General features: G+C 47.2%; 30 protein-coding genes and 1 riboswitch. Of the genes, 6 read left to right on the top strand and 24 right to left on the bottom strand.

Annotated features, from left to right (window positions below; translation table 11 throughout):
• Positions 1-194 precede the first annotated feature (194 nt).
• The 15 genes from ACH97_RS01305 to ACH97_RS01240 all read right to left on the bottom strand — a co-directional run bounded on the left by ACH97_RS01305 (position 195) and on the right by ACH97_RS01240 (position 12772).
• Positions 195-1130, bottom strand: a complete 936-nt coding sequence (locus ACH97_RS01305) for a cation diffusion facilitator family transporter (protein ID WP_048350182.1) — start codon at positions 1128-1130, stop codon at positions 195-197.
• A gap of 132 nt (positions 1131-1262) precedes the next feature.
• Entirely contained in the window at positions 1263-1409 is a 147-nt protein-coding gene (locus ACH97_RS23670; RefSeq protein ID WP_020452871.1) for a YuzK family famiily protein, read from the bottom strand.
• Between the two features lie 143 nt (positions 1410-1552).
• The gene (locus ACH97_RS01300) at positions 1553-1936 is read right to left on the bottom strand and encodes a carboxymuconolactone decarboxylase family protein (protein WP_031305044.1); all 384 of its coding nucleotides are present in this window, start codon (positions 1934-1936) and stop codon (positions 1553-1555) included.
• Positions 1937-2028: 92 nt separating this feature from the next.
• On the bottom strand, positions 2029-2859 hold the full coding sequence (gene metQ / locus ACH97_RS01295) for a methionine ABC transporter substrate-binding lipoprotein MetQ (RefSeq protein ID WP_020452873.1): 831 nt from the start codon (positions 2857-2859) through the stop codon (positions 2029-2031).
• Positions 2860-2872: 13 nt separating this feature from the next.
• Complete coding sequence (locus ACH97_RS01290) at positions 2873-3541, bottom strand: methionine ABC transporter permease (protein WP_003185053.1); 669 nt, start codon at positions 3539-3541, stop codon at positions 2873-2875.
• Entirely contained in the window at positions 3534-4559 is a 1026-nt protein-coding gene (metN, locus tag ACH97_RS01285) for a methionine ABC transporter ATP-binding protein MetN (protein WP_020452874.1), read from the bottom strand. Before metN ends, ACH97_RS01290 begins: the two co-directional genes overlap by 8 nt.
• A gap of 116 nt (positions 4560-4675) precedes the next feature.
• A riboswitch (SAM riboswitch) is annotated at positions 4676-4783 on the bottom strand.
• Positions 4784-4957: 174 nt separating this feature from the next.
• A complete protein-coding gene (locus tag ACH97_RS01280; RefSeq protein WP_020452875.1) occupies positions 4958-5314 on the bottom strand; it encodes an SCP2 sterol-binding domain-containing protein in 357 nt (118 codons plus the stop codon).
• Between the two features lie 121 nt (positions 5315-5435).
• Positions 5436-5744: a thioredoxin family protein gene (locus tag ACH97_RS01275; RefSeq protein ID WP_020452876.1), complete on the bottom strand. Its 309-nt coding sequence runs from the start codon at positions 5742-5744 to the stop codon at positions 5436-5438.
• A gap of 25 nt (positions 5745-5769) precedes the next feature.
• A complete protein-coding gene (locus ACH97_RS01270) occupies positions 5770-6114 on the bottom strand; it encodes a toprim domain-containing protein (RefSeq protein WP_020452877.1) in 345 nt (114 codons plus the stop codon).
• Positions 6115-6175: 61 nt separating this feature from the next.
• Positions 6176-6412 (bottom strand): YusG family protein, encoded by a 237-nt coding sequence (locus ACH97_RS01265; RefSeq protein ID WP_020452878.1) that lies wholly within the window; start codon positions 6410-6412, stop codon positions 6176-6178.
• 60 nt (positions 6413-6472) lie between these two features.
• Complete coding sequence (gene gcvH, locus ACH97_RS01260) at positions 6473-6856, bottom strand: glycine cleavage system protein GcvH (protein WP_020452879.1); 384 nt, start codon at positions 6854-6856, stop codon at positions 6473-6475.
• Positions 6857-6917: 61 nt separating this feature from the next.
• Entirely contained in the window at positions 6918-7274 is a 357-nt protein-coding gene (locus ACH97_RS01255) for an arsenate reductase family protein (RefSeq protein WP_020452880.1), read from the bottom strand.
• A 115-nt stretch (positions 7275-7389) separates the two neighbouring features.
• On the bottom strand, positions 7390-9174 hold the full coding sequence (locus ACH97_RS01250) for an acyl-CoA dehydrogenase family protein (RefSeq protein WP_020452881.1): 1785 nt from the start codon (positions 9172-9174) through the stop codon (positions 7390-7392).
• A 19-nt stretch (positions 9175-9193) separates the two neighbouring features.
• Positions 9194-10369 (bottom strand): acetyl-CoA C-acetyltransferase, encoded by a 1176-nt coding sequence (locus ACH97_RS01245; protein ID WP_020452882.1) that lies wholly within the window; start codon positions 10367-10369, stop codon positions 9194-9196.
• A gap of 12 nt (positions 10370-10381) precedes the next feature.
• Positions 10382-12772, bottom strand: a complete 2391-nt coding sequence (locus ACH97_RS01240) for a 3-hydroxyacyl-CoA dehydrogenase/enoyl-CoA hydratase family protein (protein ID WP_020452883.1) — start codon at positions 12770-12772, stop codon at positions 10382-10384.
• A gap of 205 nt (positions 12773-12977) precedes the next feature.
• Here ACH97_RS01240 and ACH97_RS22625 point away from each other — a divergent pair, with 205 nt between their 5' ends.
• The 3 genes from ACH97_RS22625 (at position 12978) to ACH97_RS01230 (ending at position 13819) form a co-directional block, all read left to right on the top strand.
• A complete protein-coding gene (locus tag ACH97_RS22625; RefSeq protein ID WP_020452884.1) occupies positions 12978-13139 on the top strand; it encodes a YuzL family protein in 162 nt (53 codons plus the stop codon).
• A gap of 76 nt (positions 13140-13215) precedes the next feature.
• The gene (locus ACH97_RS01235; RefSeq protein WP_020452885.1) at positions 13216-13467 is read left to right on the top strand and encodes a hypothetical protein; all 252 of its coding nucleotides are present in this window, start codon (positions 13216-13218) and stop codon (positions 13465-13467) included.
• A gap of 10 nt (positions 13468-13477) precedes the next feature.
• Positions 13478-13819 (top strand): spore coat protein, encoded by a 342-nt coding sequence (locus ACH97_RS01230; protein ID WP_009329552.1) that lies wholly within the window; start codon positions 13478-13480, stop codon positions 13817-13819.
• 29 nt (positions 13820-13848) lie between these two features.
• On the opposite strand, the gene ACH97_RS01225 is transcribed toward ACH97_RS01230, so the two are convergent.
• The 5 genes from ACH97_RS01225 to ACH97_RS01205 are packed head-to-tail and all read right to left on the bottom strand — an operon-like array spanning position 13849 to position 17723.
• Positions 13849-14100 carry a YusU family protein gene (locus ACH97_RS01225; protein ID WP_020452886.1) on the bottom strand — a complete coding sequence of 84 codons (252 nt, stop codon included), beginning with the start codon at positions 14098-14100 and terminating at the stop codon, positions 13849-13851.
• A complete protein-coding gene (locus tag ACH97_RS01220) occupies positions 14101-14841 on the bottom strand; it encodes an IucA/IucC family C-terminal-domain containing protein (protein ID WP_020452887.1) in 741 nt (246 codons plus the stop codon).
• Complete coding sequence (locus ACH97_RS01215) at positions 14834-15652, bottom strand: ABC transporter ATP-binding protein (RefSeq protein WP_020452888.1); 819 nt, start codon at positions 15650-15652, stop codon at positions 14834-14836. The genes ACH97_RS01220 and ACH97_RS01215 overlap by 8 nt, the downstream gene beginning before the upstream one ends.
• 17 nt (positions 15653-15669) lie before the next feature.
• Positions 15670-16725, bottom strand: a complete 1056-nt coding sequence (locus tag ACH97_RS01210) for a FecCD family ABC transporter permease (protein ID WP_020452889.1) — start codon at positions 16723-16725, stop codon at positions 15670-15672.
• Complete coding sequence (locus tag ACH97_RS01205; RefSeq protein ID WP_020452890.1) at positions 16722-17723, bottom strand: FecCD family ABC transporter permease; 1002 nt, start codon at positions 17721-17723, stop codon at positions 16722-16724. Before ACH97_RS01205 ends, ACH97_RS01210 begins: the two co-directional genes overlap by 4 nt.
• A 152-nt stretch (positions 17724-17875) precedes the next feature.
• Between ACH97_RS01205 and ACH97_RS01200 the strand changes: the two genes are divergently transcribed.
• Positions 17876-18853, top strand: coding sequence for an ABC transporter substrate-binding protein (locus ACH97_RS01200; RefSeq protein WP_020452891.1), 978 nt, complete (start codon positions 17876-17878; stop codon positions 18851-18853).
• 40 nt (positions 18854-18893) lie between these two features.
• On the opposite strand, the gene ACH97_RS01195 is transcribed toward ACH97_RS01200, so the two are convergent.
• From ACH97_RS01195 to ACH97_RS01185, 3 genes are all read right to left on the bottom strand, one after another.
• The gene (locus ACH97_RS01195; protein WP_020452892.1) at positions 18894-19340 is read right to left on the bottom strand and encodes a YusW family protein; all 447 of its coding nucleotides are present in this window, start codon (positions 19338-19340) and stop codon (positions 18894-18896) included.
• Between the two features lie 79 nt (positions 19341-19419).
• Positions 19420-21204: a M3 family oligoendopeptidase gene (locus ACH97_RS01190; protein WP_020452893.1), complete on the bottom strand. Its 1785-nt coding sequence runs from the start codon at positions 21202-21204 to the stop codon at positions 19420-19422.
• A gap of 110 nt (positions 21205-21314) precedes the next feature.
• A complete protein-coding gene (locus ACH97_RS01185) occupies positions 21315-22469 on the bottom strand; it encodes a D-alanyl-D-alanine carboxypeptidase family protein (protein WP_020452894.1) in 1155 nt (384 codons plus the stop codon).
• Positions 22470-22612: 143 nt separating this feature from the next.
• Here ACH97_RS01185 and ACH97_RS01180 point away from each other — a divergent pair, with 143 nt between their 5' ends.
• Together ACH97_RS01180 and ACH97_RS01175 are read left to right on the top strand one after the other, a co-directional pair.
• A complete protein-coding gene (locus ACH97_RS01180) occupies positions 22613-23455 on the top strand; it encodes an oxidoreductase (RefSeq protein ID WP_048350822.1) in 843 nt (280 codons plus the stop codon).
• Positions 23456-23548: 93 nt separating this feature from the next.
• Positions 23549-24013, top strand: coding sequence for a Dps family protein (locus ACH97_RS01175; RefSeq protein ID WP_020452896.1), 465 nt, complete (start codon positions 23549-23551; stop codon positions 24011-24013).
• Positions 24014-24309: 296 nt separating this feature from the next.
• Here ACH97_RS01175 and ACH97_RS01170 read toward each other — a convergent pair whose 3' ends face one another.
• On the bottom strand, positions 24310-25680 hold the full coding sequence (locus tag ACH97_RS01170) for a S1C family serine protease (protein ID WP_003185101.1): 1371 nt from the start codon (positions 25678-25680) through the stop codon (positions 24310-24312).
• Positions 25681-25723: the final 43 nt, after the last annotated feature.

The following is a 25723-nucleotide window of genomic DNA, read 5'->3' as shown; positions in this document are numbered from 1 at the left end:
CATTCTCAATTTATTCTCATTCTAATTTTATAACAAATGAAAAGTGAATACAACAATAGTCTTCCTATCTTTTCGTGTACATGTTCTCAAGTTTAACAAAAAACGTTTTGTTCTTAAAGAGATTGGGGTAAGAAAACTTCCCGGACGAGAGATGCGCACCTTGCAATCAACAAGCTATCGACAAACAGCGCGAATTACGAGCGGGAACGATTTGATCCCAGGCTGCACGATTCATGACGGGAACAGCGCTCCCCTTCTATTTGGACCGTCACATGCTCCACGTTGCATTCTTTCCTTAGATATTTTGATACTTGTTTTAAGATTCTATCCCTGTCACTGTTTTCGTCTGCCACGATATGGCAGCTTAATGACGGCATATCAGATGAGATCGACCAAATGTGGAGATCGTGAACCTCCTTTACTGACGGAATGGAAAGCAAGCCGTTTTTAAGCGCTTCCGCATCAATGTCTTTCGGTTTTCCTTCCATTAATATGTGCACCGAGTCTTTCGTCACCCGCCACCCGCTAACAAGAACCAAAGCCGCGACGGCGGTGCTTGCGATTGGATCGGCGATATTCCAATTGAAGAAAATCATGAGGAGGCCTGCGATAATCGCGCCGAAAGATCCCAGCATATCGCCGATGACGTGCAATAAAGCGCTCCGCATGTTTAAATTCCCGCTTGTGTCGCCTTTCATTAATATCCAGGCTGCAGCAATGTTGATGAACAGACCAACCGTTGCAATTGCGAGCATGCCACTGCCGGCGACTTCCGGCGGGCTGAAAAAGCGGTTGTACGCTTCCCAAAAAATATAAAGTGAAATCAAAAGCAAGGTGATCCCATTGATAAACGCAGCCAAAATTTCAAAGCGCCTGTAGCCGAATGTTTTGCTCGCAGTTGCAGCCTTTTCCCCAATTTTAAACGCCAAGAGGCTGAATCCAAGCGCTGCAGCGTCGCTGAGCATATGTCCCGCATCTGACAACAAAGCGAGGCTGTTCGTCAATATCCCGCCTATCACTTCAATTATCATAAAAGTAAAAATCAAACCGAAGCTGATGAACAGCGCTTTTTGATTTGCTGATCGGCTGCCATGGTGGCTGTGACCTGTATGTCCGTGAGAATGAGCCATTTTAAATCCCCCTCTTAAATCAGTATATGATCATGTATTCATATTTAAATTTTACCTTTTCCTTTAATTATGGTCAAGCGGCTTTTAAGAACATGGAGAAGGACGGATCGACACATCCGCCCCCCTCGCGTTTTATCCGATCATGGGTAAGTCTGATACGATCTGCTTGCTTTTTTGATACTGCTTTTCACGTCTTTTCTCAACTTCAAGCCGGTTCACATGGCTTCTGCTGTACTCTTCGTACCCCATTCCATGCGACTTGTGCATCGCTTTTTCCATTTCGGCCGTGAATTCAAGGTCAAGCTGATCTTGGCTTGAACAAATAATGAATCATCCTTTCAGAGATTTTCTTACATAGTACCAGTTATATACAAACTCTGCAAAAATGTGTGTGCTTTCAATATGCTTTCACGGACGAAAAATCAATGCTTCATTTGCTGGAATTCTTCCATCGCCTGCAGAACGAGTGTGACAGCTTGGCTCATGGCCGCGCCTCCGCCAAATGCCGCAGTTACGCCGACTGCTTCAAGAATTTCTTCCTCCGACGCTCCGCAATCCAGGCAGCCCTTGATATGATAAATAATGCAATATTCATCCTGAGTATTCACACTGATGCCCAGTGCGATCAGCTGCTTATCCTTTTCGCTGAGCGCGCCTTTTTTAAAGCATTCCTCGGTAAATTCGTTGTATTTGGCGGCAATTCCGGGCATTTTTTCGGAAAAGATGCCGATCCCTGCTTTATATTCATGCAGTGCAGATTCGATAATGCTTTCTGATTCATGCTGATTCACGTTTTGTTCCTCCATTTTCAGTTGGTAGTCTTTTTTTATTATGAGCCTCTTTTCAAAAAATACGCGAAAAAACCCCGGTTTTCTTCGAAACCGGGGTGTTCTTTCATTTACTCAGAAACAGAAATGACAGAGCCTTCATATTTTTTGTCGATGAACTTTTTGATGTCATCAGAGCGCAATACGTCCATCAGAGCTTTCACTTTGTCAGAATCTTCGTCGCCTTTTCGGACGGCGATGATGTTAGCGTAAGGATTGTCTTTTGGAGACTCAAGTTCGATTGAATCAGTTTTCGGATTCAGCTTGTTTTGGATCGCGTAGTTCACATTGATGAACACTGCGTCAGCTTCATTGGCTTCGTATGCTTTTGCTGTCATTTCAGGCGCCACATCATTTTTGATTTTGAGGTTTTTCTTATTTTCTGCAATGTCTTTTACTGTCGCATCCACTTTTTCAATGCCTGATTTCAGCTTGATCAGTCCGGCATTTTCAAGCATTGCAAGCATGCGGCCCTGTTCAGCCGCGTTGTTGCTCATAATAATTTTTGCACCGTCAGGAAGGTCTTTTAAAGATTTATACTTTTTAGAGTAAATGCCGAATGGCTCAAGGTGTACCGCGCCGACGTTAACAAGATCATAATCTTTATTTTCTTTCATTTCCTGTTCAAGATACGGGACGTGCTGGAAATAGTTCGCATCGAGATCTTTCGTTGCAAGCGCTTTGTTGATCAGTTTGTAGTCCGTGAAATTTTTGATTTTAAGCTCATAGCCTTTTTCTTTCAAAAGCGGCTTTGCTTCTTCAAGGATTTCAGCGTGAGGCGTCGGCGTCGCTCCGACTGTGATGACTTTGCTGTCTTTATCCCCTTCGCTGCTGGAAGATCCGCAAGCGGCCAAAACGCCTGCAAAAATGATGAATAAAGCTGTTAATAAACCTTTTTTCATGTTGATGTCCTCCCTAACGTTTGTCTAATTTATTTGTTATAAAATCCCCGATAAACTGGATGATGAACACAATAGCTAAGATGAAAATAGTGGCGATCAGTATAATATCGGGATTGTTCATCTGAAAGCCGTTTACATAGGCAAGGTTCCCGAGTCCGCCTGAACCGATTGCTCCGGCCATCGCCGTCGAACCGATCAGTGCAATCGCCGTAACCGTAATGCCAGAGATCAAGGCCGGCATCGATTCGGGCAGGAGCACTTTAAATATGATCGTCGATGTTTTGGCTCCCATCGATTTCGCCGCTTCAATCACGCCCTTATCAACTTCGCGCAAAGCGATTTCAACCAGGCGGGCATAGAAGGGAGCGGATGCGATAATCAAAGCCGGAAGTGCGGCATTCGGTCCCAGGATCGTGTTCATTAAAAACTTTGTGAAACCGAGCAGCAAAATAATCAATATGATAAAAGGAATAGACCTGAACACATTGACGATTGCCGAGATGACACCGTTCACGACCCGATTCTGCCAAATGTTTCCTTTTGAAGTCAAATACAGCAGCATACCGAGAATCACTCCGATGATAAAAGCAAACAATAGGGAAATTCCTGTCATATATATCGTTTCATACGTAGCTTCCCACAGCTGCTCCATATCTACGTTTGGAAACAGTTTTTCAAACATTCGTGATCACCTCTGCTTCTACTTGGCGGCTCTTGATGAAATCGACCACATCATTGACCTCGTTTTCATGTCCGTCGACATGAATGAACAATGAACCGTATGCGCCGTCCTGAGTTTGCGAGATTTTGCCTTGAAGGATGTTGACTTCAACATCGAACTTCCGAATGATCTGTGTGATCAGCGGCGATTCGGCCGCTTCACCGACGAAGGTGAGCTTGATCGTCCGCCCGGATGTCGTTTCTTCGAGGAAATGCTTCAGCGTTTCCTGTGTTTCCACCGGTTCTGTTACCTGCTGAACAAAGCGCTTTGTCATTTCTTCCTTCGGCTTGAGGAATACGTTCAGCACATCGCCTTCTTCCACGACTTTTCCGTTTTCCATGACGGCCACTCTGTGGCAGATTTTCCTGATGACATGCATTTCATGAGTGATCAGGACAATGGTCAGTCCGAGCCTTTCATTGATATCAGACAGAAGACCCAGGATCGAGTCAGTCGTCTGCGGATCAAGCGCTGATGTCGCTTCATCGCATAAGAGAACTTTCGGATTGTTTGCGAGCGCCCGCGCGATGCCGACGCGCTGCTTTTGGCCTCCGCTAAGCTGTGAAGGATAGGCGTTTTCCTTGCCTTCAAGACCGACAAGCTTTATCAGTTCAGCGACTCTTTTCAGACGTTTTGCTTTGCTGACACCGGCGATCTCCAGCGGAAACGCAATATTGTCGCGGACCGTTCTTGACCACAATAGGTTGAAATGCTGGAAAATCATGCTGATTTCCTGCCTTGCATTCCTCAACTTCTTCCCTTTGATCTCACTGATTGTTCTGCCGGCTACTTCAACCGTGCCTGAAGTCGGCTGTTCAAGTCCGTTCAAAAGACGGATCAAGGAGCTTTTTCCAGCTCCGCTATATCCAATAATTCCGAAGATTTCACCTTTTTTAATCGTAAGGGTGACATCCTGGACAGCATTGACATCTCCATGCTTTGACCGATAAATCTTTGAAACATTTTGAAGATTTATCAAAAGCCATCACCTGCTTTCTTGCTCAATTCTCATAGTTGTCTAAATTCCTGATCAAACAATGAAAAAAGCCTTTCTGCACACATGAGCAGAAAGGCTTTTGAATAGTCTGGGCCTTTCTCTCATCTTTCAAAGCATAACGCTTCGCGTGAATTGGCACCATTTCAACACGTGTTGATGGTTGCCGGGTTTCATAGGGCACTTCCCTCCACCTCTCTGGATAAGAGAAACATATATTTATTTTTTGATTATTATGATCGGAATTCTTAAAGTAGGATATCATGCGAAAAAATAGTTGTCAACTATTTTTCGTAAGACAATCGGCCTACGGCGAAAAGAGACGAACGTAAACGCCCGTCCCTGTCTGACTTATACACGGAATGTGCCGATTTTTCAAATTTTTAAAATGTCTCTGAATAAAGATCGCTGTTTTTAAAAAAGCCGTCCGTCAGCCATAAAATCGCTTCAAGCTTCAATAAAGCTCTGAAAGAGCCTTTTACTTGAACAGTGCCGCGCTGTACGAGATGCTGCAATGAAATATCGCCGTGAAGAAGGTCAATAATCTCGCTTTGCTCTCCAAAAAAGGTCAAATGAGCTTTTTCTGCAAGAGAAGATTTCTCCATTTCCCCTTTTTCGTTGATCGCTAACGTAAAAGCTTCTTTCTCGCCTTGAAACGTAATCAGCAAAGCCGTTGTAGATAATAGAGGTTTTAAAAAAAGAGCCTTGTCCTCTCTTTCTATCAATCCCATTTTCTCCAACTGTATAACCTCCTGTAAATTGGTCATACTTACAGATTCTCTGTCTTCCGCAGGAGTTCCTTTAGGAATTGCTCGACAAGTTTTTGCTGGTTATTTCCCGAGAAATATGTCAAAACCGCCCTTAATCCACAACATTTTGTTTAATCGTATCGTATAAGTAGGAAACGGAGTGAAAAGCGTATTCTTTTTTGACGACTTGCCCGTTTTTGTAAAGGATAAAGCACGGAACGCTTTCTATTTCCTGCTGCTTGGCAAATGCCGGGGAATAATTGAGATTGTTTTTATAAAAAGGAATGTCCTTTATCATTTCATCAACGACTTCCAGCATTCTTCCGGCCAGCTGACACGTTCCGCAGAACGGCGTGTATACATATAGAAGACAGGTCTCATGTTCAAGCCGTGTCAGCTCTTTTTCTTGAAGTTCTTGCATCTGTTAAACCGCACCTCAATACGTTTTATAATAAATATTTTGTATGTACCCGGATGTTTGAACGAAATAATACTTCTGCAACATGCTGACTCGGGGCGGAAGCGACTTCTTTGTATACCCTATCGATGTATAGATGCGAAGCTTGGGGGAGCTCCCTCATCAGCTGACGGCGGAGCTTTTCCCCTGATTCATCGGCATCCACCAGGATATAAACGTCTTTATCAAACAGCGTCTCGGCGAATTCATCGAGTTTTGCCTGGCTGATCGTTCCGTTTGTGCAAATGATGTCCACGGGCTCTTCGATGACATGCTTCACTTTTTGCTTATCTGATTTCCCTTCGACGATCATGACTTTTTCATTTTCCGGCATATGATCACCTTTAATGATTTACTTGTAAAAAAAGGCAGTGAATATTCACCGCCTGACTCGATTAACACCAGCCTTGGTGGTCATCACAGTCTACATATTTAGCATCCGGACCGCTTACGGTATCCGCCGTTTTGTAAAATCTTTCGTCTTGGAATGAATATCCAGATTTCAACTCGTATTGATCCTTGCCGGTCATTCGGCCGATCAGCTCATTCTCATGGTACAGCTGCATTCCGCCGTTTTTCAATCGGCTTTCCACATGTTCTGTAATATCAATACGTTCTTTTTTCAGCGTCAATTTGGACACCCCCTCTTGATATAGAGTATCCAAACGACACATGGCTATCCTGAATAATCCTTAGTCTTCTTTTATCATGTCCTCATATTGCTCGGCTGTCATCAGATTTTCGATTTCAGAAGCATCGGACGGCTCGACGATAATCATCCAAGCCTTTTCATACGGAGACTCGTTGACGAATTCAGGGCTGTCTTCCAGATCTTCGTTCACTTCGACCACTTTTCCGTTGATCGGGGCATACAGCTCAGAAACGGTCTTTACGGATTCAACGCTGCCAAAAGGCTCGTCCGCTTTGATTTCGTCTCCCACTTCAGGAAGCTCGACAAATACGATGTCTCCAAGTTCGGATTGGGCGAAGTCTGTAATGCCGATTCTGACTTTATCTCCTTCTGTTTTCACCCATTCGTGTTCTTCTGAATAACGCAACTCTTTCGGTGTGCTCATGCTAACCCCTCCATAAAGTGTTTTAATCGATCCTACATTGAAGATATCATATTTTGATGGGTTATAACCAGTATGTCTTAAACTGATCTTCTTTAAAACCGACCGTTACTTTACTGCCGTCTGTCGCAATCGGGCGTTTGATCAGCATACCGTCCGAAGCCAGCAGTTCCAGCTGCTCATCTTCAGACATGTTTTGCAGCTTGTCTTTTAAGCCGAGTTCACGGTATTTTTGTCCGCTCGTGTTGAAAAACTTCTTCAATTCAAGCCCGCTTTTCTCGTAGAGCTCTTTCAGTTTTTCCTTGCTTGGCGGCTCTTCTGCGATATGTATCCCATTGATTTCTTTGCCATGGTCTTCAAGCCATTTTTTCGCTTTACGGCATGTCCCGCATTTCGGATACCAGTAAAAATCCAAAGCCATACATACACACCCCTCTCATTTAATCGAGGTAATTTTAACACAGATCGAATGAAAAACCTAAAACCGTGCTCCATTCTATAACAGCTAAAAACCCCGCCTAAGCAGGGCTTTTCGTTTAAACGATATATTTCTCAGCTTCAAAGACTCCCTTGGCTGCCTGGCGCTTTTTCTCAATGACATTGACAGGCGTAAAGCGCGTCAATTTGCGGAGCGCGGACAGCATCATCCGCAGCGAATCACCTGATTCCATCGCAATGAGCGATTCCTTGGCATGGCTTTCAATTTCCTGAAAGGCAACTTGTGCAAAAATCTGCGTATAAAGAATTTTCTGGGCGTTTTTGTCTTCCCCGGTTGCCTGGATGGCTTTTTCAGTACGCAAAATAGCTGCTTCCATCGCGTAGACCTGGCTGACAATGTCGGCGATGTTAACGAGGATTTCCTGCTCATGGTCGAGCGCTTTTCCGTATTTTTGCGCGGCGAGTCCCGCGATCATGAGCGCGGTCTTTTTGGCGTTTCTCAGCAGATACTTTTCCTGTTCGAGAACGCCGTCACCTGGTTCTTCAGGCATGAGCATCATCAGTTCTTCCTGAAGCGCCTTTGCTTTCCCAAACAGAGGAAGCTCGCCTTTCATCGCTTTTTTCAAGTAGGTGCCCGGGACGATGAGACGATTGATTTCGTTTGTGCCTTCAAAAATCCGGTTGATCCGTGAATCGCGGTAAGCCCGCTCCACTTCGTATTCCTGCATGAATCCGTAACCGCCATGGATTTGGACGCCTTCATCAACGATATAATCAAGCGTTTCAGATCCGAATACTTTGTTAAGGGAGCATTCGATTGCATATTCAGCGATCGATTTTGCGACCTGGCGCCCGTCTTTTTGCTCTTCTTCGCTCAAGGTGCCCATTTTGTCTTCAAACAGCCCGACCGTACGATAGACAGAGCTTTCCATCGCATAAAGTTTGGCTGACATATTGGCGATTTTTTCCCCGATTAAGCTGAACTTTGAGATCGGCGTCTTAAATTGCTGGCGCTGATTGGCGTATGAAGCGGACAGCTCGATGACCCGTTTGGAAGCGCCGATTGTCCCGACAGCGAGCTTATAGCGGCCGATATTTAAAATATTGAAGGCGATGACATGCCCTTTTCCCGGTTCGCCTAAAAGGTTTTCTTTCGGAACTTGAACCTGGTCTAAGATGAGCGTGCGGGTCGAAGAGCCTTTGATGCCCATCTTTTTCTCTTCAGGCCCTGTGGAAACACCTGCGTAATCTTTTTCCACAATGAAGGCCGAAAAATGTTCGCCGTCTATTTTCGCATAGACGATGAAAACATCGGCAAAAGCTGAGTTTGTAATCCATTGCTTTTCACCGTTTAATATATAGTGGGTTCCCGCCTCATTCAAAACGGCCGTTGTTTTTGCCCCTAATGCATCAGATCCGGAGCCCGGCTCTGTTAAGGCATAGGCTGCAAATTTTTCCCCTGTTGCAAGGGACGGCAGATACTTTTTCTTTTGCTCCTCGGTTCCGAAAAATACGATAGGAAGCGTGCCGATCCCGACGTGCGCCCCGTACGATAACGAAAAGCTTCCCGCTCTTGAGAATTTTTCGGTGATCAGCGCCGAGCTGATTTTATCGAGCCCGAGTCCGCCATACTCTTCAGGAACGTCAGCACCGAGAAGCCCGAGTTCGCCGGCTTTTTTCAGAAGCCTGACAGAGTGTTCGAAATTGTGCTCTTCAATTTCGTCGATGTATGGCAAAACATCTCCGAGAATATAATCTTCAGTCGTTTTGGCGATCATTTTATGTTCATCCGTGAAATCTTCCGGTGTAAACAGCTGATCAGCCGTCACCTCTTCGATCAGAAAGGCTCCGCCTTTTTTCATATGATCTTTTGTTTGTTCCATTGTTCCATCCCCCTTGTGATTAAACTAATTCGAATACCCCTGCTGCTCCCATGCCTCCGCCGATGCACATCGTCACAACGCCGAATTGCTCGCTTCTCCGCCGCATTTCGTGGATCAATGTCAGCGTCAGCTTTGTTCCCGTGCAGCCGAGCGGATGTCCGAGCGCAATCGCTCCGCCGTTGACATTGACTTTCTCTTCATCGATTCCAAGCGACCTGATAACCTGGATCGCTTGCGATGCAAACGCCTCATTTAATTCGAATAAACCGATATCCGAGAGCTCAAGTCCCGCCATCTTCAGCGCCCTTGGGACAGCTTCAACAGGACCGATGCCCATCACCTCCGGCGGAACGCCGCCGACTGCGAACGAACGGAACCTTGCCAGAGGCTTTAACCCGAGCGCATCCGCTTTTTCTCTGTCCATGATCATCACTGCAGCCGCCCCGTCGCTCGTCTGCGAGGAATTCCCTGCCGTAACAGAACCGTCCGCCGAAAACGCCGGTTTTAACGTTGACAGAACGTCTTTAGTTGTCCCCGGGCGCACACCTTCATCGGCGGAGAAAGTAAACGTCCGCTCCTTCAGCTTGTGATGTTCATCCACTTCTCTGACGGTGACGTCCACCGGGACGATTTCATCTTCGAACTTTCCTTCCGCGACCGCTTTGGCGGCTTTTTGATGGCTGCTGACGGCAAATGCATCCTGATCCTCCCTGGAAACGCCGTATTTAACGGCAACCTGTTCAGCCGTATGGCCCATCCCCATATAATATTCAGGAGCTGTTTCCGCGAGGGCCGCGTTCGGTCTGACGATATGCCCCATCATCGGCACGATGCTCATCGATTCAGCGCCGCCGGCAATGATCGTGTCGGCAGCTCCAAGCATGATTTTTTCGGCCCCGTAAGCGATTGATTGAAGTCCTGAAGAACAATATCTGTTGATCGTAACGGCCGGAACTGTGTGCGGCAGACCGGCAAGCGCCCCGATATTGCGCGCCATATTCAACCCTTGTTCGGCTTCCGGCGTAGCGCAGCCGATGATTAAATCATCGATATTCCCTTCATAACCGCCAGCTCTTTTCAGCGTCTCTCTCACGGCATATGCGCCTAAATCATCGGGACGGACAGTCCTCAATGAGCCTTTTTTTGCTTTTCCGATCGGGGTTCTCGCCCCCGATACAATAACTGCCTCTTTCATTATTTTCCCTCCTTAATTACGCAAAGGTTTGCCTTTTACAAGCATATGCTGCATTCTCGCCTGCGTTTTCGGTTCGCTCACAAGGCTCAGGAAAGCTTCTCTTTCCAAATTGAGCAAGTATTCTTCCGTTACTTCAGCGCCGAATGGAACCCTCCCGCCCGCGATGACAAACGCCAGCTTTTTCGCTATCTTCATGTCGTGTTCAGAGATGGCGCCGGACAGCTTTAACGATTCCGCACCGAGCAGGAGCGCCGCATAGCCGGTTTCGCCCGTCACTGGAACTTTCTTTTTAACCGGCGGACGGTAGCCGCTTTCGGAAAGCGTCAGGACGAGTTTTTTAGCATCGTATAACAAGTGATCCTGGTTGATGCTGATTTGATCCTCTGCGGTTAAGATGTTCAGCTCTTTCGCTTCTTGAGCCGAAGTCGACGTTTTTGCAAGGGCAATTGTCTCAAACGTCTTGATGGCGGCCTCCTGGATATCCGGTTTAACGCCTTCAGGCAGCCCCTTCAAGTAGTTTAAATAAAGCTCTTTATTGCCTCCGCCGCCCGGAATCAGACCGACGCCTGTTTCAACAAGGCCCATGTATGATTCACTTGAAGCTTGAACACGGGCTGCAGGCAGGCAAAGCTCAGTCCCCCCGCCAAGCGTCATCCCGAACGGAGCGGCGACGACCGGCTTGGTACTGTATTTCACTTTCATCATCGTCTCCTGGAACTGACGGATGATCATGTCAATTTCCATATAGTTGTCGTCTTGGGCTTCCATCAGCATCATCGCAAGATTGGCTCCGACGCAGAAATTTTTGCCCTGGTTGCCGATCACAAGTCCTTTATAATTGGCGTCTACTTCCTCTAGAGCGAATTTCAGCATTTGGATGATGTCGAGTCCGATTGCATTGCTTTTCGAATGAAATTCGAGCAGGGCGACATCGTCGCCTAAATCGATCAAACTTGCCCCGCTGTTTTTCTTGATAACGCCTTTTGTTTCTTTGAGTGACGACAAATGGATCGTTTTTTTGTTTTCTTGAAGCGCCCTGTATTCGCCGCTTTCAAAACAGTAGCAGAACGTCTTTCCGTTTTCCTTAAGGTAGAAGGTCTCATGTCCTTTTGCGAGCATTTCCTTCACCCAGTCCGCGACTTTCCAGCCCTCTGCTTCAAGCTTTTGCACCGCGTTTTTCACACCGATGCTGTCCCACATTTCAAACGGCCCTTCCGACCAGCCGAACCCCCATTTCATCGCCTGATCAATCGCCGATATGCTGTCAGCGATTTCCCCTGTCAGCTCAGCCGAATAGACAAGCGTCGGAGCTGTCATGTTCCAAAGAAGGCTTCCCGCTCTGTCATCTGAATAAATAAGCGCTTTCAATCTCGCTCCTGCGCCTTTCATTTGCTTGGCCGCTTCAAGTCCCGATGTTTTTAATGTTTGGCGTTTGCTGTAGGTCATCGTCATCGGATCAAGCTCAAGGATGTCTTTTCCTTCTTTTTTGTAAAAACCTTGTTTCGCTTTGCTTCCGATCCAGCCTCTTTCGAGCATTTGTTCAATAAATTCAGGCAGCCGGAAAACGTTTTTTTCTTCACCAGTGACTTGGTTATAGACATTTTTGGCAACGTGCGAAAATGTATCAAGCCCGACGACATCGAGCGTTCTGAAAGTTGCGCTTTTCGGGCGCCCGATCAGCGGACCTGTAATCGAATCGACTTCGCCTATCGTGTAGCCGCCTTTCAGCATTTCCTGAACCGTCACAAGCAAGCCGTATGTTCCGATGCGGTTGGCGATAAAGTTTGGCGTGTCTTTCGCTTCAACAACCCCTTTGCCAAGTACGTCTTCGCCGAATTTCTTCATAAAGTCCAGCACCCCGGGATCCGTTTCATCAATCGGAATCACCTCAAGCAGCTTTAAATAGCGGGCCGGGTTAAAAAAGTGCGTTCCTAAAAAGTGCTTTTTAAAATCAGCGGACCTTCCCTCCGCCATCTGCCTGACGGAGATGCCTGATGTATTGCTGCTGACGATGCTTCCGTGTTTTCTGTATTGATCGACTTTTGAAAACACTTGCTTCTTGATCTCCAGGTTTTCGACAACAACTTCAATAATCCAGTCGGCATCTTTAATTTTTTCAAAATCGTCTTCTGTGTTCCCTGTGGTGATACGGCTGATATTCTTCTTCGAAGTAAGCGGAGCCGGTTTTTGCTTTAGCAGCTTTTGTACGGCTGACTGTGCCAGCCGGTTGCGCACATCCGGGTCTTCAAGGGTGCGGCTTTTTTTTCTTTCCTCATCTGTTAATTCACGCGGCACCATATCGAGCAGTAACACAGGAATCCCGATATTGGCTAAGTGAGCCGCGATTCCGGAACCCATTACACCGGAACCGATAACGGCGGCTTTACGAATATGCTTGACCATGAAAGATCCTCCCCCACTTTGAATGAATACTCATTCATTTTTGCTCCAAAAAAATAAACTCTCCTGTCTTCTTTCATCTTAAAAGATTTTGGAAGCGAGTTCAATAACTTGGTGCAAAATTTCTGAAATTTTTTCAGCGGGTATTTTGCCGCGGTTACATGTTTCCCCGCTTTTGGGACAAACCAATAGAGAGGAGGTGAAGGCCTTGGTACGTGAAAGAAAAAATCCATCTTCAGCCGCAGTCAGCGCCGCAAGCATAAAAGGCAATGCAGGTCCGGATTATAAAAAGGCGGATGCGGGCGGAAAACGGACAAGCCAAAACCAGCAATATAAAAAGCATAATATGGATGTTCCTGAAGATCACTAAGCCCCCTTTAAGCATCCGGTATAAATTTCCGATGTGTTAGGAAATCTAAAACTAAACGCTAAAAGGAGGCAGACGCATGCAGCAACAGCAAGAAATGACAACACCGCCGCCGGTCATTTCAACAAAGGATCATCTGTATTTGACGGATATGCTGAACTGGAACTTGCTCGCGATGAAAAAAGCACATTTTATGGCGGACCAGTGCCAGGATCAGTCTCTTAAAACAGAACTCGACAGGGTCGGACAAATGCACCATCACCATTACAATGTGATATTGGAGCAGCTTCGTCAAAATCAAACGCAAAACCCGTCAGCATACATGCAATAGGAGGTCAATGATGAATCAGCAAAACCAACAGAAAATCGGCAATCAGGAAACTCCTGTCCCGAAAACGAGCGCGATGAATGACAGGGATTTTGTCAACGAACTGCTGACAACCGAAAAATACATGACGGCAGCATACTCGACAGCGCTTAATGAATTAAGCCATGAGTCGCTTTACCAGGCCGTTCAGCCGCTGTTTAACGAGGCGCAAAACGTACAGCGCAGATTGTATCAGGTGATGTTTCAAAACGGATGGTACAAGGTGGAGGCAGAAGATGCCCAGAAAATCCAGCAGTCCTATCAACAGTTCCATTCTACATTGCAAGACCAGTCGCCATATCAGCAAAACCAATAAACAAAAAATAAGCAGAGGAGTCTCCCTGCTTATTTTTTTTGATTAGCCGCTCGGTGCGCTTCATTTCGTTCTTTAATCTGGCGGATCACTTCTTTTATCTCCTGCTTCGCATCCGGATACGCTCCGTTCCAATGCTTGGCGAGAGGCGGCATGCTTTTGGCGATATGGCTGTAGATGATCCACATCTTCACCTGTTCTTTCAGTTCTTCGTCCGTTTCACCTAAAAGCAGCTCCGTATATTTCTCAACAAGTCCATCCAGCTGCTCCTTTAGTTTTTCCACTCACGACACCCTTTCTTTACGTTTATTTCTCGGGCATGTCCTGCATTTGACGCCGTTGTTGTCTGTTGCATAATACAGACAGCAAGTCGTGCGTGTCCGATCCTCCGCATGCTGTCCGGGATAAAACCTTTTGAGAGGATTTTCGTCCGCCCCTTCTTCAAAAAGGCCTGGCTCAGCTTCAAAAAGAAGAAAATGAAAATCTTGCGCCGCCCGCGCCTTGAGTTTCGGATCTTCCAGAAGCGTGTCATACATCCAATACAGATAAACGGCAATATTTTCCCAAAGAATATGCTTTGAAATCGAAAATACCCGCCGACAGGCCGCGATCAGGCCGCCAAGGTGGCACCTGAAGATATCCTCAGTCAATCTTTTCAGTTCTTCGGTGCGATCCGCTTCGATAAGCTCAGCACCTTTGTGAAAATAAAACGACGGCGTCCACCCTCGATCATCGGCTTCTATCTCCCATGACACGGAAGCAGGAGCGGTTGGCAAGCGCTTTCCCCAAACCGTAAACAGATAGAAATGCAGCGCAGCCAGCATCCCGCTGCGCTTGACGAGCATTGAAGCCGCAACTTTTTGATTCGGAGCGTTCAGCCTGTCTTTAATATCTTCTACATAACGTTCTAAAAAATCCTCATCAAGGAGCTTGTTTCCTTTAACAGAGAATAAGGAGCCGGTCTGCTTCGTTCCAAGGCGAAAACGAAGCAATGACTCAAGCTCCTCTTTTGTTAAATTAAGCATGGGACTGAACCACCTGCTGGACGATGCATCTTCCTCTTCCGTACGGAATGCAGTGCGGCGTGCCGAAAAGCGGATCTTTCGTCACTTCGCAGTCCATTTCAAAAACGTCCTGCACAAGCTTGCAGTTGATAATGGATTCAGGCCGGCCTTCGGCATATATCTTTTTATCTTTAATCGCGACGAGGTGGTGAGCGTAGCGGCAGGCAAGGTTCAAATCGTGCAGCACCATCACGATCGTGCGCTTTTCGTGTTCATTTAATTCAAACAAAAGGTCCAGAATTTCAATTTGATGCGTCATATCCAAGTATGTCGTCGGTTCATCCAGTAATATGATATCCGTTTCCTGGGCGAGCGTCATCGCGATCCAGGCGCGCTGCCGCTGGCCTCCTGACAAGGAATCGACTGTGCGCTCGGCCAGTTCTTCCATTCTTGTCGCTTTCAAAGCCTTTTGCACAGCCTCTTCATCTTCCGCCGACCATTGCTTCAGCCAGTTTTGGTAAGGGTACCGCCCCTGCTTAACGAGCTGGAGAACGGTCAGGCCTTCCGGAGCCGAAGGGCCTTGAGGCAGAATGGCCAGCTCCTTTGCCACTTCTTTCGTGGGAAGTTTGGCGATGGAGCTGCCTTCGAGAAGCACTGAACCGCCCTTTGGCTTCATCAAACGTGCGAGAGACCGAAGGAGAGTCGACTTACCGCAGCCGTTGCTGCCGATAAATACGGTGATTTCACCTTTTGGGATCGTTAAGTTTAACTCATCAATAATGATTGTTTCTCCATAACCTAAGCTTAACGTTTCTGTTGAAATGGCACTCATAAATGAAATCTCTCCTTTTATTGGTTTCTGCTTTTATACAGCAAGTAGATAAAGTAAGGGGCGCCGATCGCTGCAGTAAACACACCGGCAGGCACTTCAACGGGAGAAAAAAGCGTGCGTCCGATGATGTCGGCAATCAGCACAAGCAATCCTCCGATCAGCGCTGCAACCGGCAAGAGGGCGCCGAATGATGAACCGACAAGCCTTCTTGCGATATGCGGGGCCATCAAACCGACAAATCCGACGGTTCCGGCAAAGGCAACGGCAATTCCGGCAAAAGCCGTGCTCAGCAGAAGGAGCAAAAAGCGGTTCCGCTGAACCGAGCTGCCCGCTCCTGTCGCCAGTTCTTCACCAAGCGTCTGAATGTTGACGTTTCTGGCGGCGGCTGCGGATATCAGCAAAAGGACAAGCGCAGCCGGCATTAAAATATTCACATCCTGCCAGTTCGATCCATATACTGATCCGGTAATCCAGACGTTCGCCTGAGACATTCTGTATATCGGTCCTTTTATCATAAACAATGTCGTCAGCGACTGGGCAAGCATCGAAAATCCGATTCCGATCAAAACGAGCCTGAAAGTCGAAGAGCCGTTTTTATATGAAAGAAAATAAACGAGCATTCCGGCGAGAGCCGCGCCGATAAATGCGGCAACCGGGAGCCAGCTGATGCTGACCGTAAGCGCATTGTTTTTATTGGAAAACAGCATTAAAAACAAGACAACGGCGACTGAAGCCCCGCCGGTCACACCGATAATATCCGGCGAAGCGAGCGGATTGCGGATCAGACCCTGAAGGATCGATCCGGCTGCCGCCAGACAGATTCCGGCAAACAGAGCGACCAAAATCCGCGGCATCCTGAAGGACATGATGATCAGGTCATCGCCCGGATCCCCCATGCCCAAAAACGTTTTCGCGACGGCGCCCGGAGAAATAAAACGTTCACCGATGCCGGCGCTGAGGATGACTGCACAAGCCGTCAACACCAATAGGATCACGAACGAAAACAGTGCTTTTCTGCCGATCAACAATGAAATGCCGCCTTTTCCGATTCTCAGCGTGCGGTAATTTTTCATTTTTGGAACCCCCTTCTCGCGATATAGACAAAAATGGGTGTCCCAATGATGGCTGTCATGACGCCGACAGGCACTTCTTCAGGCATAATCAGGTACCTTGCGCCAATATCTGCGGTTACAAGCAGGATGGCTCCCAGCACGGCACAGTACGGAAGAACCCAGCGATGGTCGTGGCCGACGATAAATTTTGCAAAATGCGGGATAACAATACCGATAAAACCGATCGGCCCGGCGACGGCGACAGATCCCCCGGCAAGCAGGATAATCGAAACCGCCATCAACGCTTTGATCAGCCACGTTTTCTGGCCGAGGCTTTTTGCCACTTCCTCCCCCATCGTTAAGACATTGATTTTCGACCCGAGTAAAAAGCTGATGATGAATGCCGGCACGATATATGGAAGGACGGAGACCAAGAGGCTGAGGTCGCGCCCCTGGACAGAGCCCGCAAGCCAAAACAGCGCCTGCTCAAGAGCTGCTTCATTAACGGAAAGCATGCCTTGCGTCAATGATGAGAACAGCGCTGACATCGCCGCCCCTGCAAGCGTCAGCTTGACCGGCGTCAGCCCTTCCCTTCCGAGAGAGCCGACAAAATAGACGACAAGCGCGGCAAACGCTGCACCAAAAAACGAGATCCATGCAATCGTCTGAAGCGAACTGACGTGATAGAAAAACAGCGCTCCAACAACAAAGAAACCGGCACCCGCGTTCACGCCGAAAATTCCCGGGGAAGCAAGCGGGTTTTTTGTCATCGCCTGCATTAAAGCGCCGGCAACTCCGAGGGAAGCGCCGACAGTTGCAGCAATCAGCGCGCGCGGCAAACGCACGTTTTTGATGACAAGATGTTCATTAGAGCCGCTGAAGCCCGTAAAAGCCTTGTAGGCCATCGACCATGACGTATTCGTATAACCGTATACGATACTAGCGCAAACGGCGGCAACCAGCACCAAAATAAAAGACAGTAGTGCGATTGTTCTATATTTATTCGTTCTTAAGAGCATAAATTAAAATTCTCCTAGTTTGACTGAAACATCTACTGGTTATTGTATCAGATAACATTGATCTTGAAAATCATTTTCAATTAACAATTGACAAAATTCTGATCAAAAATTATGATCAGGATGAATGACTTACATACCTAAGGAGGACACACATGAAGAGATGGTCAATTGTTGGATTTATCGCTTTGTTAGCGATTTCAATTCTTGCAGCCTGCGGCGGAGGCAAGGATGACTCTGCAAAGGGCGGAGAGAATAAAGATACGATCACCGTTAAACACGCAATGGGTACGGAAGAACGAGTGCCTGCAGACCCAAAAAGAGTCGTCGTCCTGACAAATGAAGGAACCGAAGCGCTTTTGGAACTCGGAATCAAACCTGTGGGTGCAGTCAAATCCTGGACAGGCGATCCTTGGTATAAGCATATTCAAGCCGATATGAAAGGCGTTAAGCAAGTCGGGCTCGAAGGCGAACCGAATATCGAAGCGATAGCCGAGCTAAAGCCTGATTTAATCATCGGGAATAAAATGAGACATGAAAAAATCTACGACAAGCTTGAAAAAATTGCTCCGACTGTCTTCTCTGAAACGCTGCGCGGCGAATGGAAAGACAACTTCTCCCTCTACGCGAAAGCGGTAAACAAAGAGGAAAAGGGCAAAGAAGTTTTAGAAGATTTCGATAAAAAAGTCAGCGAATTAAGCGACAAGCTCGGCGACCAGAAAAAGAAACGGGTGTCGGTTGTCAGATTTATGGCCGGCCAATCAAGGATTTACTATAAAGATTCTTTCCCGGGAATCATCTTGGATCAGCTCGGTTTTAAGTATCCGGAAAAACAGGAAAAACTGTTTGAAAAACAAGACGACAAATTTGTTTTTATGACGGAAAATAAAGAATCGATCCCTGAAATGGATGGGGATGTCCTGTTCTATTTCACATATAAACCTGCCGAAAGCAAAACAGAGGCCGAAACATGGCAAAACGATTGGACAAGCGATCCGCTTTGGAAAAAATTGAACGCTGTCAAAACCGGAAACGCCCACGAAGTCGACGATGCGATCTGGACGACGGCCGGCGGTGTCAAAGCAGCGTATCTGTTCCTTGATGACATCGAAAAATACTTTTTAAAATCGTAAGCAAAAAAGAGCATTTCCGCCGTTGGAAATGCTCTTTTGTTTATTTTCCGTGATAGATTCTTGACGTACCATCCGGCCATTTCACCCGCAGATGAAACAGGTCATATCGCTCATCAAGATTGAAAGCCTCGAGCACATTGCTGATCACGTCCTGCTTTGAATCGGATTTGGCGATCGAAAGCTCGCTTAAAACCATTTTCATTTCGTTTAAAGCTTCTTCCCCTTCGCGGTCCGCTCCGTTCAGGTGGTCTTTAATCGATGCTTCTTCCCGCTCCTGTTTGTCGTATACGGCTGTAAACGAATTGTGCTTTCCACGGCCATAGTTCACTTCCAATGCAAATGCAGCGTAAGGCACGCTTTCCACATCTGAAACAGGAGCGTTATCGGGAACGGCCTCCTTGCCTTCGGCATGTTCTTCCGCTATTGAACGGCAGCCGGTCATCAGGATCATGACGAGAGCGATAACGGCCATCCGAAATAGGTTCATACCGTTCATCTCCTCTATGCACATTATCCTTAGCTATGTCCACTTTGCGGAAACTCATTCAATCTCTCAGCGGAAGCCTTTATATCATCTCTAACAATGCTTCTGCATCACGGACAGCCGGCTGAATGGCCGCTTCCCAGAAATCCCGCTTCGTCAGATCGGCGCCGAGATGCTTCATCGCCAGTTCCTCAACAGACATGGAGGCTGTATCTTTTAAGAGCGCGATATATTTTTCTTCAAACGCCGCCCCCTCTTTCAGCGCTTGCGCGTAAATGCCAAGCGAAAACAAGTAGCCGAACGTATAAGGAAAATTGTAGAACGGGACAGACGTAATATAAAAATGAAGCTTTGATGCCCAAAAATACGGATGATACTCGCCAAGCGCGCCGCAAAACGCTTCTTTCTGAGCTTCTTCCATCAGCTCGTTCAGTCTTCCGGCGGATACGACGCCGTTTTTTCGTTCATCGTAAAAGCGGGTTTCAAATAGAAACCTCGCGTGAATGTTCATAAAAAAGGCGACGCTTCGCTGGACTTTATCTTCCAGAAGGACGAGTTTTTCTTCGTCTGAACCGGCTTGTTTTAATGCCGCATCAGCCACGATCATTTCTGCAAAAGTAGACGCGGTTTCCGCCACGTTCATCGCGTACGCCCTGTTTAGCGGTCTGACGTCCAGCATGGATTCCTGATGAAAGGCATGGCCAAGCTCATGCGCCAGCGTGGAAACGTTTGACTGGCTTCCTGCAAATGTCATAAATATTCTCGATTCCCCGCTGTCAGGAAAATTGGCGCAAAAGCCGCCCGGGCGTTTGCCTCCCCTGTCCTCAGCTTCAACCCATCTGTCTCTGAGCGCTTTTTCAGCAAAGGAGGAGAGCTTTTCTCCAAACGTTTTAAACTGCCCGGTAATAAAAGCGGCTGCCTCTTGATACGAATATTCCTTTGCCGCTGAACCGATCGGCGCTTCGACGTCATACCAGCTCAGTTTATCCAGCTCAAAGATAGACGCCTTCCGGGAAAGATAGTCTGCAAACGGCTTTTTATGATCAATAATGACCTGCCACATGACATCAAGGGTTTCCTGCTTCATGCGATTGATGTCCAGGGGTTCTTTTAATACATTGTCCCAGCCTCTCGCCTCATAGACGTTCAGTCTGAAACCGGCGAGGTGATTCAGCGTGCTGCTGAGCAAATCAGCGTGCTGTTCCCAGCCGTGGTCCAAATTTTCCGATACGGAGCGGCGGATCTTTCTGTCAGGTTTAGATGTCAGGTTCTGCGCCTGTCCGACAGACAGAATTTTCGTCTCGCCATCTTCTTCATACGGGATTTGAATTTGGTCGACGATGCTGTCGTACATATCGCCCCAAGCATGATATCCGTCAACAGACAAACCTTGAATCAATGTTTCCTGTTCGGAACCAAGCTTTTCCGTTACCCGCTCCCTTCTCTCATTCAAAATATAAGCGATATTGGAAATGCCTTCTTCTTGAAGGATCGCTTCCCATTCTTCATTTGAGACAACGGCAAATTTGCTGTCAAGCACGACCAGCGCCTTCTGAGCATCGGCAGCGAGCTGGGTGACCTCAAAATTAAGGGCATTCGCCTTTAAATCCGCAGTGTCCTGCGCTTGGAGACATCCGACAAAAGCGTCTGCTTCGCGGATTTTAACATCAATTGTTTCAAAAAGCGCCAGTGTTTCCTTCAATTCATCAAGACCGCTTTTTGAGACGGTAAGAGCCTCGGCAGAGCGTTTAAAAGTTGAAAGCAGTGCTTTAATTTCATTTAAATATTGACGGAACTCGACGGAGCCGCTCCCGCCTTTAAAGAAAACCTCGAGATCCCACGTATCTTTAAGTTGATGAAATGTCATTGTTCCCGTCCCCTTTCATTGGCTTGTTTCCATTATAAGATAAATTTGGCTTTTCAGGGCAAATAAAAAACGGCCGGCTTGTGAGCCGGCACGCCTCTTCCCTGATCATATTACAGCTGCCTCATCCGTTTGACCGCATAGCTGGCCGTCAATAAACCGATTAGGCCGAACACAAATAAATACAATCCGCCTTTACTTTGCGGCGGGCCTTGAACAGCATCTGTGCCGCTTGATATTTCCGCGCTGAATGGTTCTGCGATTTGCAGGGCCTGAAGCAGCCTGCCGTCCTCTCCTTTAATGTTCAGAATTCCGTCGCTGTCTACATTTTCACTCAGGGCTTCGCCTTTCTTTTTCGTCACGTATAAAGGGTTTTTCAGTTCATGGCTTGTCCCGTTCTGGTCGGTAAACGCCTCTCCCTTTTTGAGTTCTTGTGTCTCGTAATTGTGAAATCCTTCATCCAGAAGCGTTTTTGTATCGCTGTACATCATTTTCTTGCTATCGGCCTTCATGATGACGGCGATTAAATTAAGGCTGCCCCGTGTTGCCGTTGTGACAAGGGTATGCTTTGATTCATCCACAAATCCTGTTTTGCCGCCGGTTATTCCTTTGTAAGGAATCTCACCTGTCAGCATTCGGTGATGGTTTTTCAGCGTCGTGTCCCACGTCTGTCCGTGCCATGACGTTTGCTTTTCCGAAAAAAGCGCTCGAAACGTTTTGTTTTTCATTGCGTACTCGGTAATTCTCGCCATGTCAGCGGACGTCGTATAATGATTTTTGTCAAACAGTCCGTGAGGATTCACAAAATGAGTGTCATGCACTCCGGCATGCTCAGCAATAAACGCGTTCAAATCATCCGCAAACTGTTTCACGCTTCCGCTGACATGTTCGGCGATCGCCGTTCCGGCGTCATTTCCCGAATTCATCAGCAGCCCTTGGAGCAGCCGTTTTAATGGAACCGACTCCCCCGCTTCCAGATATACGCTTGATCCTTCCGTTTGAGCAGCATTTTTGCTGACTTTCACACGATCTTCTAGATCTCCGTTTTCTATTGCATAAATCGCCGTGGCAATTTTTGTAATGCTGGCCGGGTACATTTTTTTGCGGCTGTTTTTTTCATAGAGGACCTGCCCCGATTTCCCATCGATCAATATGGCGGAAACGCTTTTAATTTCCGGTTTATTTTTTTCTCCTGCTTGAGCCGAGCTATGAAAAAACAGCGTCAGACATAGTACAATAATGAACAGGAGGGATCGTTTAACATTCATCGTGTCACCCTGCCTTCTTTCTCTCTTGCGTTTTTTTATAAAAAAATAGGTCTTTTAGCACTTTTTAAATTTTATCAATGATAAACTGCCGCTGACAAGCCTTTTTTTGTCAACAAGCCAAAATTTTGAATGGAGGAAACTCATTGAATAATAAAATCGCCATCGTAACAGGCGCGACGAGCGGGTTTGGTTTATTGACCGCTTTAAAACTCGCCGGCACTCATTTCGTCATCGCAACGGCGCGCCATACAGAAAAAGCTGAAGCTTTGCGGAACCGCATAGCGGAGCTTTCGATCGATTCATCGATTGCCGTCGCCGAACTAGATGTCACAAACGAACAATCGATTTCATCATTTACCGAAGAGCTGAAACGGTACGGACAGATAGACGTTCTCGTCAATAATGCAGGAACGGCATACGGCGGATTTGCTGAAGAGCTTTCTCTTGACGACTACAGAAAACAGTATGAGACAAATGTTTTCGGCCTGATGGCGGTAACGAAAGCGATCCTTCCTTATATGAAGAAACACAGCGGCGCCAAAATCATCAATCTGAGCAGCATCAGCGGGCGGATCGCTTTCCCCGCTTTTTCGGCATATGCTTCATCAAAGCATGCGGTTGAAGGCTTTTCAGAAAGCCTCCGCCTCGAACTCCGTCCATTCGGGATCGATGTGGCCGTCGTCCAGCCGGGTTCGTATCAGACGGCGATTTGGGAGACATCGTTTGCCGCCCAGGTCACTGCACCTGAAGCCGAATCACGGTACAGTACATATTTTGAGCGGATCTCCGCCTACATTGCGGCGAGCCGCCAACATTACGGAAACCCTGATGATGTGGCTGAACTGATCTGCCGCCTCGCGGTAAAAAAGCGGCTGAACAGGCTGCGCTATCCGATCGGCAGGGGCGTCCGCCTCCTGATTCTCCTCCACAACGCCCTGCCATGGCGGATTTGGGAACGCGCGGTCATAAAAAATTTGTTTAAATAAGGTTATTTAAAATAATTATAATTTAGTATTGATTTTAATTTTATATTTGTTATAATATAATTAACAAATGAAAACACGAGGAGGAAATATCACATGATCTCTCAACAATTAAAACAGCAAAATCCTGTACTTGAAAACTCAATGAATACGAATTTGTCCAACTGGTTCATTCTCTACACGAAGCTTCACCGTTTTCACTGGTATGTAAAAGGGCCGCAGTTCTTTACCCTTCATGAAAAATTCGAAGAGCTTTACAACCATGCCGCAGAAACGGCAGATGTGGTCGCGGAACGCTTGCTGGCCATCGGCGGACAGCCGCTTGCCACAATGAAAGAATACCTTGACCACGGCACAATCGAGGAAAACGGATCCGAAAAAACGGCCGAAGAAATGGTTTCCGCACTTGTCAGCGATTACCGTCAAATCCGCGATGAAATTCAGCATACCATAGAACTGGCGGAAGAAAAATCAGACCATTCTACCGCTGACCTTTATATCGCCCTGACAGAGGAAATTGATAAGCAAATTTGGATGCTTAGTTCATTTTTGGACAAGTAATATGAAAAAGCCATGGCAGACGCCATGGCTTCAGATTGTTGACAAAATCCCAAAACTAAAAGCCGTTTTGGGATTTTGTCATACTTTCAGCGTGACCCTCAACCCTTGCAGTCTAGGAAAGCCGAGCATCGGAAGCTGACTTTCACAGGATGTGATGACGGCGGCGTTTAGGCAGGACGCCTAGGCGGTTAGCCGCCGATCCTTCCTCTATTCGTGAGCACCGACGCGCAGGCTTGACAACGAATGCGAGGGTTTGGCGACACGCTGAAAGCCATGGCAGACGCCATGGCTTTTATTTATGATTTGCTTTTCGCAAGCTTTGCTTTCATTGTTGTTTGCTTTCCGTTTCTCAGCACCTCAAATGTGACGGTATCTCCTGCTTTTGCTTCAGTATAAAGAATTTTTCTGAGATCTGAAGTGGTTTCGACGTTTTTGCCGTTCATTTTGGTGATGACGTCGCCGGCTTTCATACCCGCGTCTGCCGCAGGCGATTTCGGCGATACTTTATCGATGTACACGCCTTTATTAAGCTGGTCTCCGAATAGGCCGAGCGTATTTTGCTGGTACTGTTCAGGCACCTGCTGCATATCGATCATTTGCACGCCGAGGAAAGGCCGTTCCACTTTCCCTTTTTCCAAAAGCTCGTCAACGATCGGCTGAACATCGTTGCTCGGAATCGCGAAGCCAAGCGATTCAACACCGCTTTGGCTGATCTTCAGGCTGTTGATGCCGATGACCTGCCCGCTGCTGTTAATCAGAGGCCCGCCGCTGTTTCCAGGGTTGATCGCCGCATCTGTCTGAAGGACGTTCATATCCCAATTCCCTTCAGATGTTGAGACTTCAATCGTCCGGTTGACACCGCTGATGATGCCTTCTGTAACCGTTCTTGAAAATTGAAGGCCGAGAGGGTTCCCGATCGCAATTACTTTTTCGCCGGCGCGCAGTTTTGCGGAGTCTCCGAAACTTGCAACCTTATCAACGCCTTTGCTGCTGATCTCTAAAACAGCCAGATCAGTCAAAGCGTCGCTGCCGATAATCTTGGCATCCGCGGTCTTTCCGTTGTATAAGGAGATGGTCACCTTCGAGGCGCCTTCAACGACATGGTTGTTTGTGATAATGTAGGCCTTGCCGCCGTCTTTCTTAAAGATGACGCCTGATCCCGTGCCGCTCTCCTCCACGTCGTCTTCAGAGAAGCCGAAGCTCGTTTGAATATTTGAAACTCCGACGATCGCAGGCTCCAAATCTTCCACCATATCAGGTACGTTATCTGCGTTTGTGACAGGTTTTGTGGTGAAATTCTGCGACTGCTTTGGCTCTGTCTGTCCGGTTCCGGCAGTTTCGCTCGGATGATCGCCCGGCAGATACGGGGAGATTCCAAGCACCAAGCCGCCTCCGATGATCCCGCCCAAAATCGGGCTCAGCCACGAAGCCTTGCGCCGCTTTTCTTTTGCCGCTCTCGTTTCCCTGGCATCTTCCAGGGCTGCAGCGGTTTCTTTATTCGTAAGATCTGACTGATCGTCTGTATCCTTCTTTAAAATCAGCTCGGGCTCCTTTGCCGGCTGTTCTGACTGCTGCTCCTCAGAACCTGCCGTTTGCGGCGTCTGCGCTTCTTCGTGAAACTGCTCTTCATTTGCATGTTTTTGTTCGTCATCGCGTCTAAAATCCATAAGCGTACACTTCCTTTATTTTTCTTGTCTTCAACTATCGCAA

The sequence above is a fragment of the Bacillus paralicheniformis genome, assembly GCF_001042485.2.
In the GTDB taxonomy this organism is placed as follows: domain Bacteria; phylum Bacillota; class Bacilli; order Bacillales; family Bacillaceae; genus Bacillus; species Bacillus paralicheniformis.
Note: the sequence above shows the minus strand (reverse complement) of the source record. Positions and strands in the feature narration are given on the sequence as shown.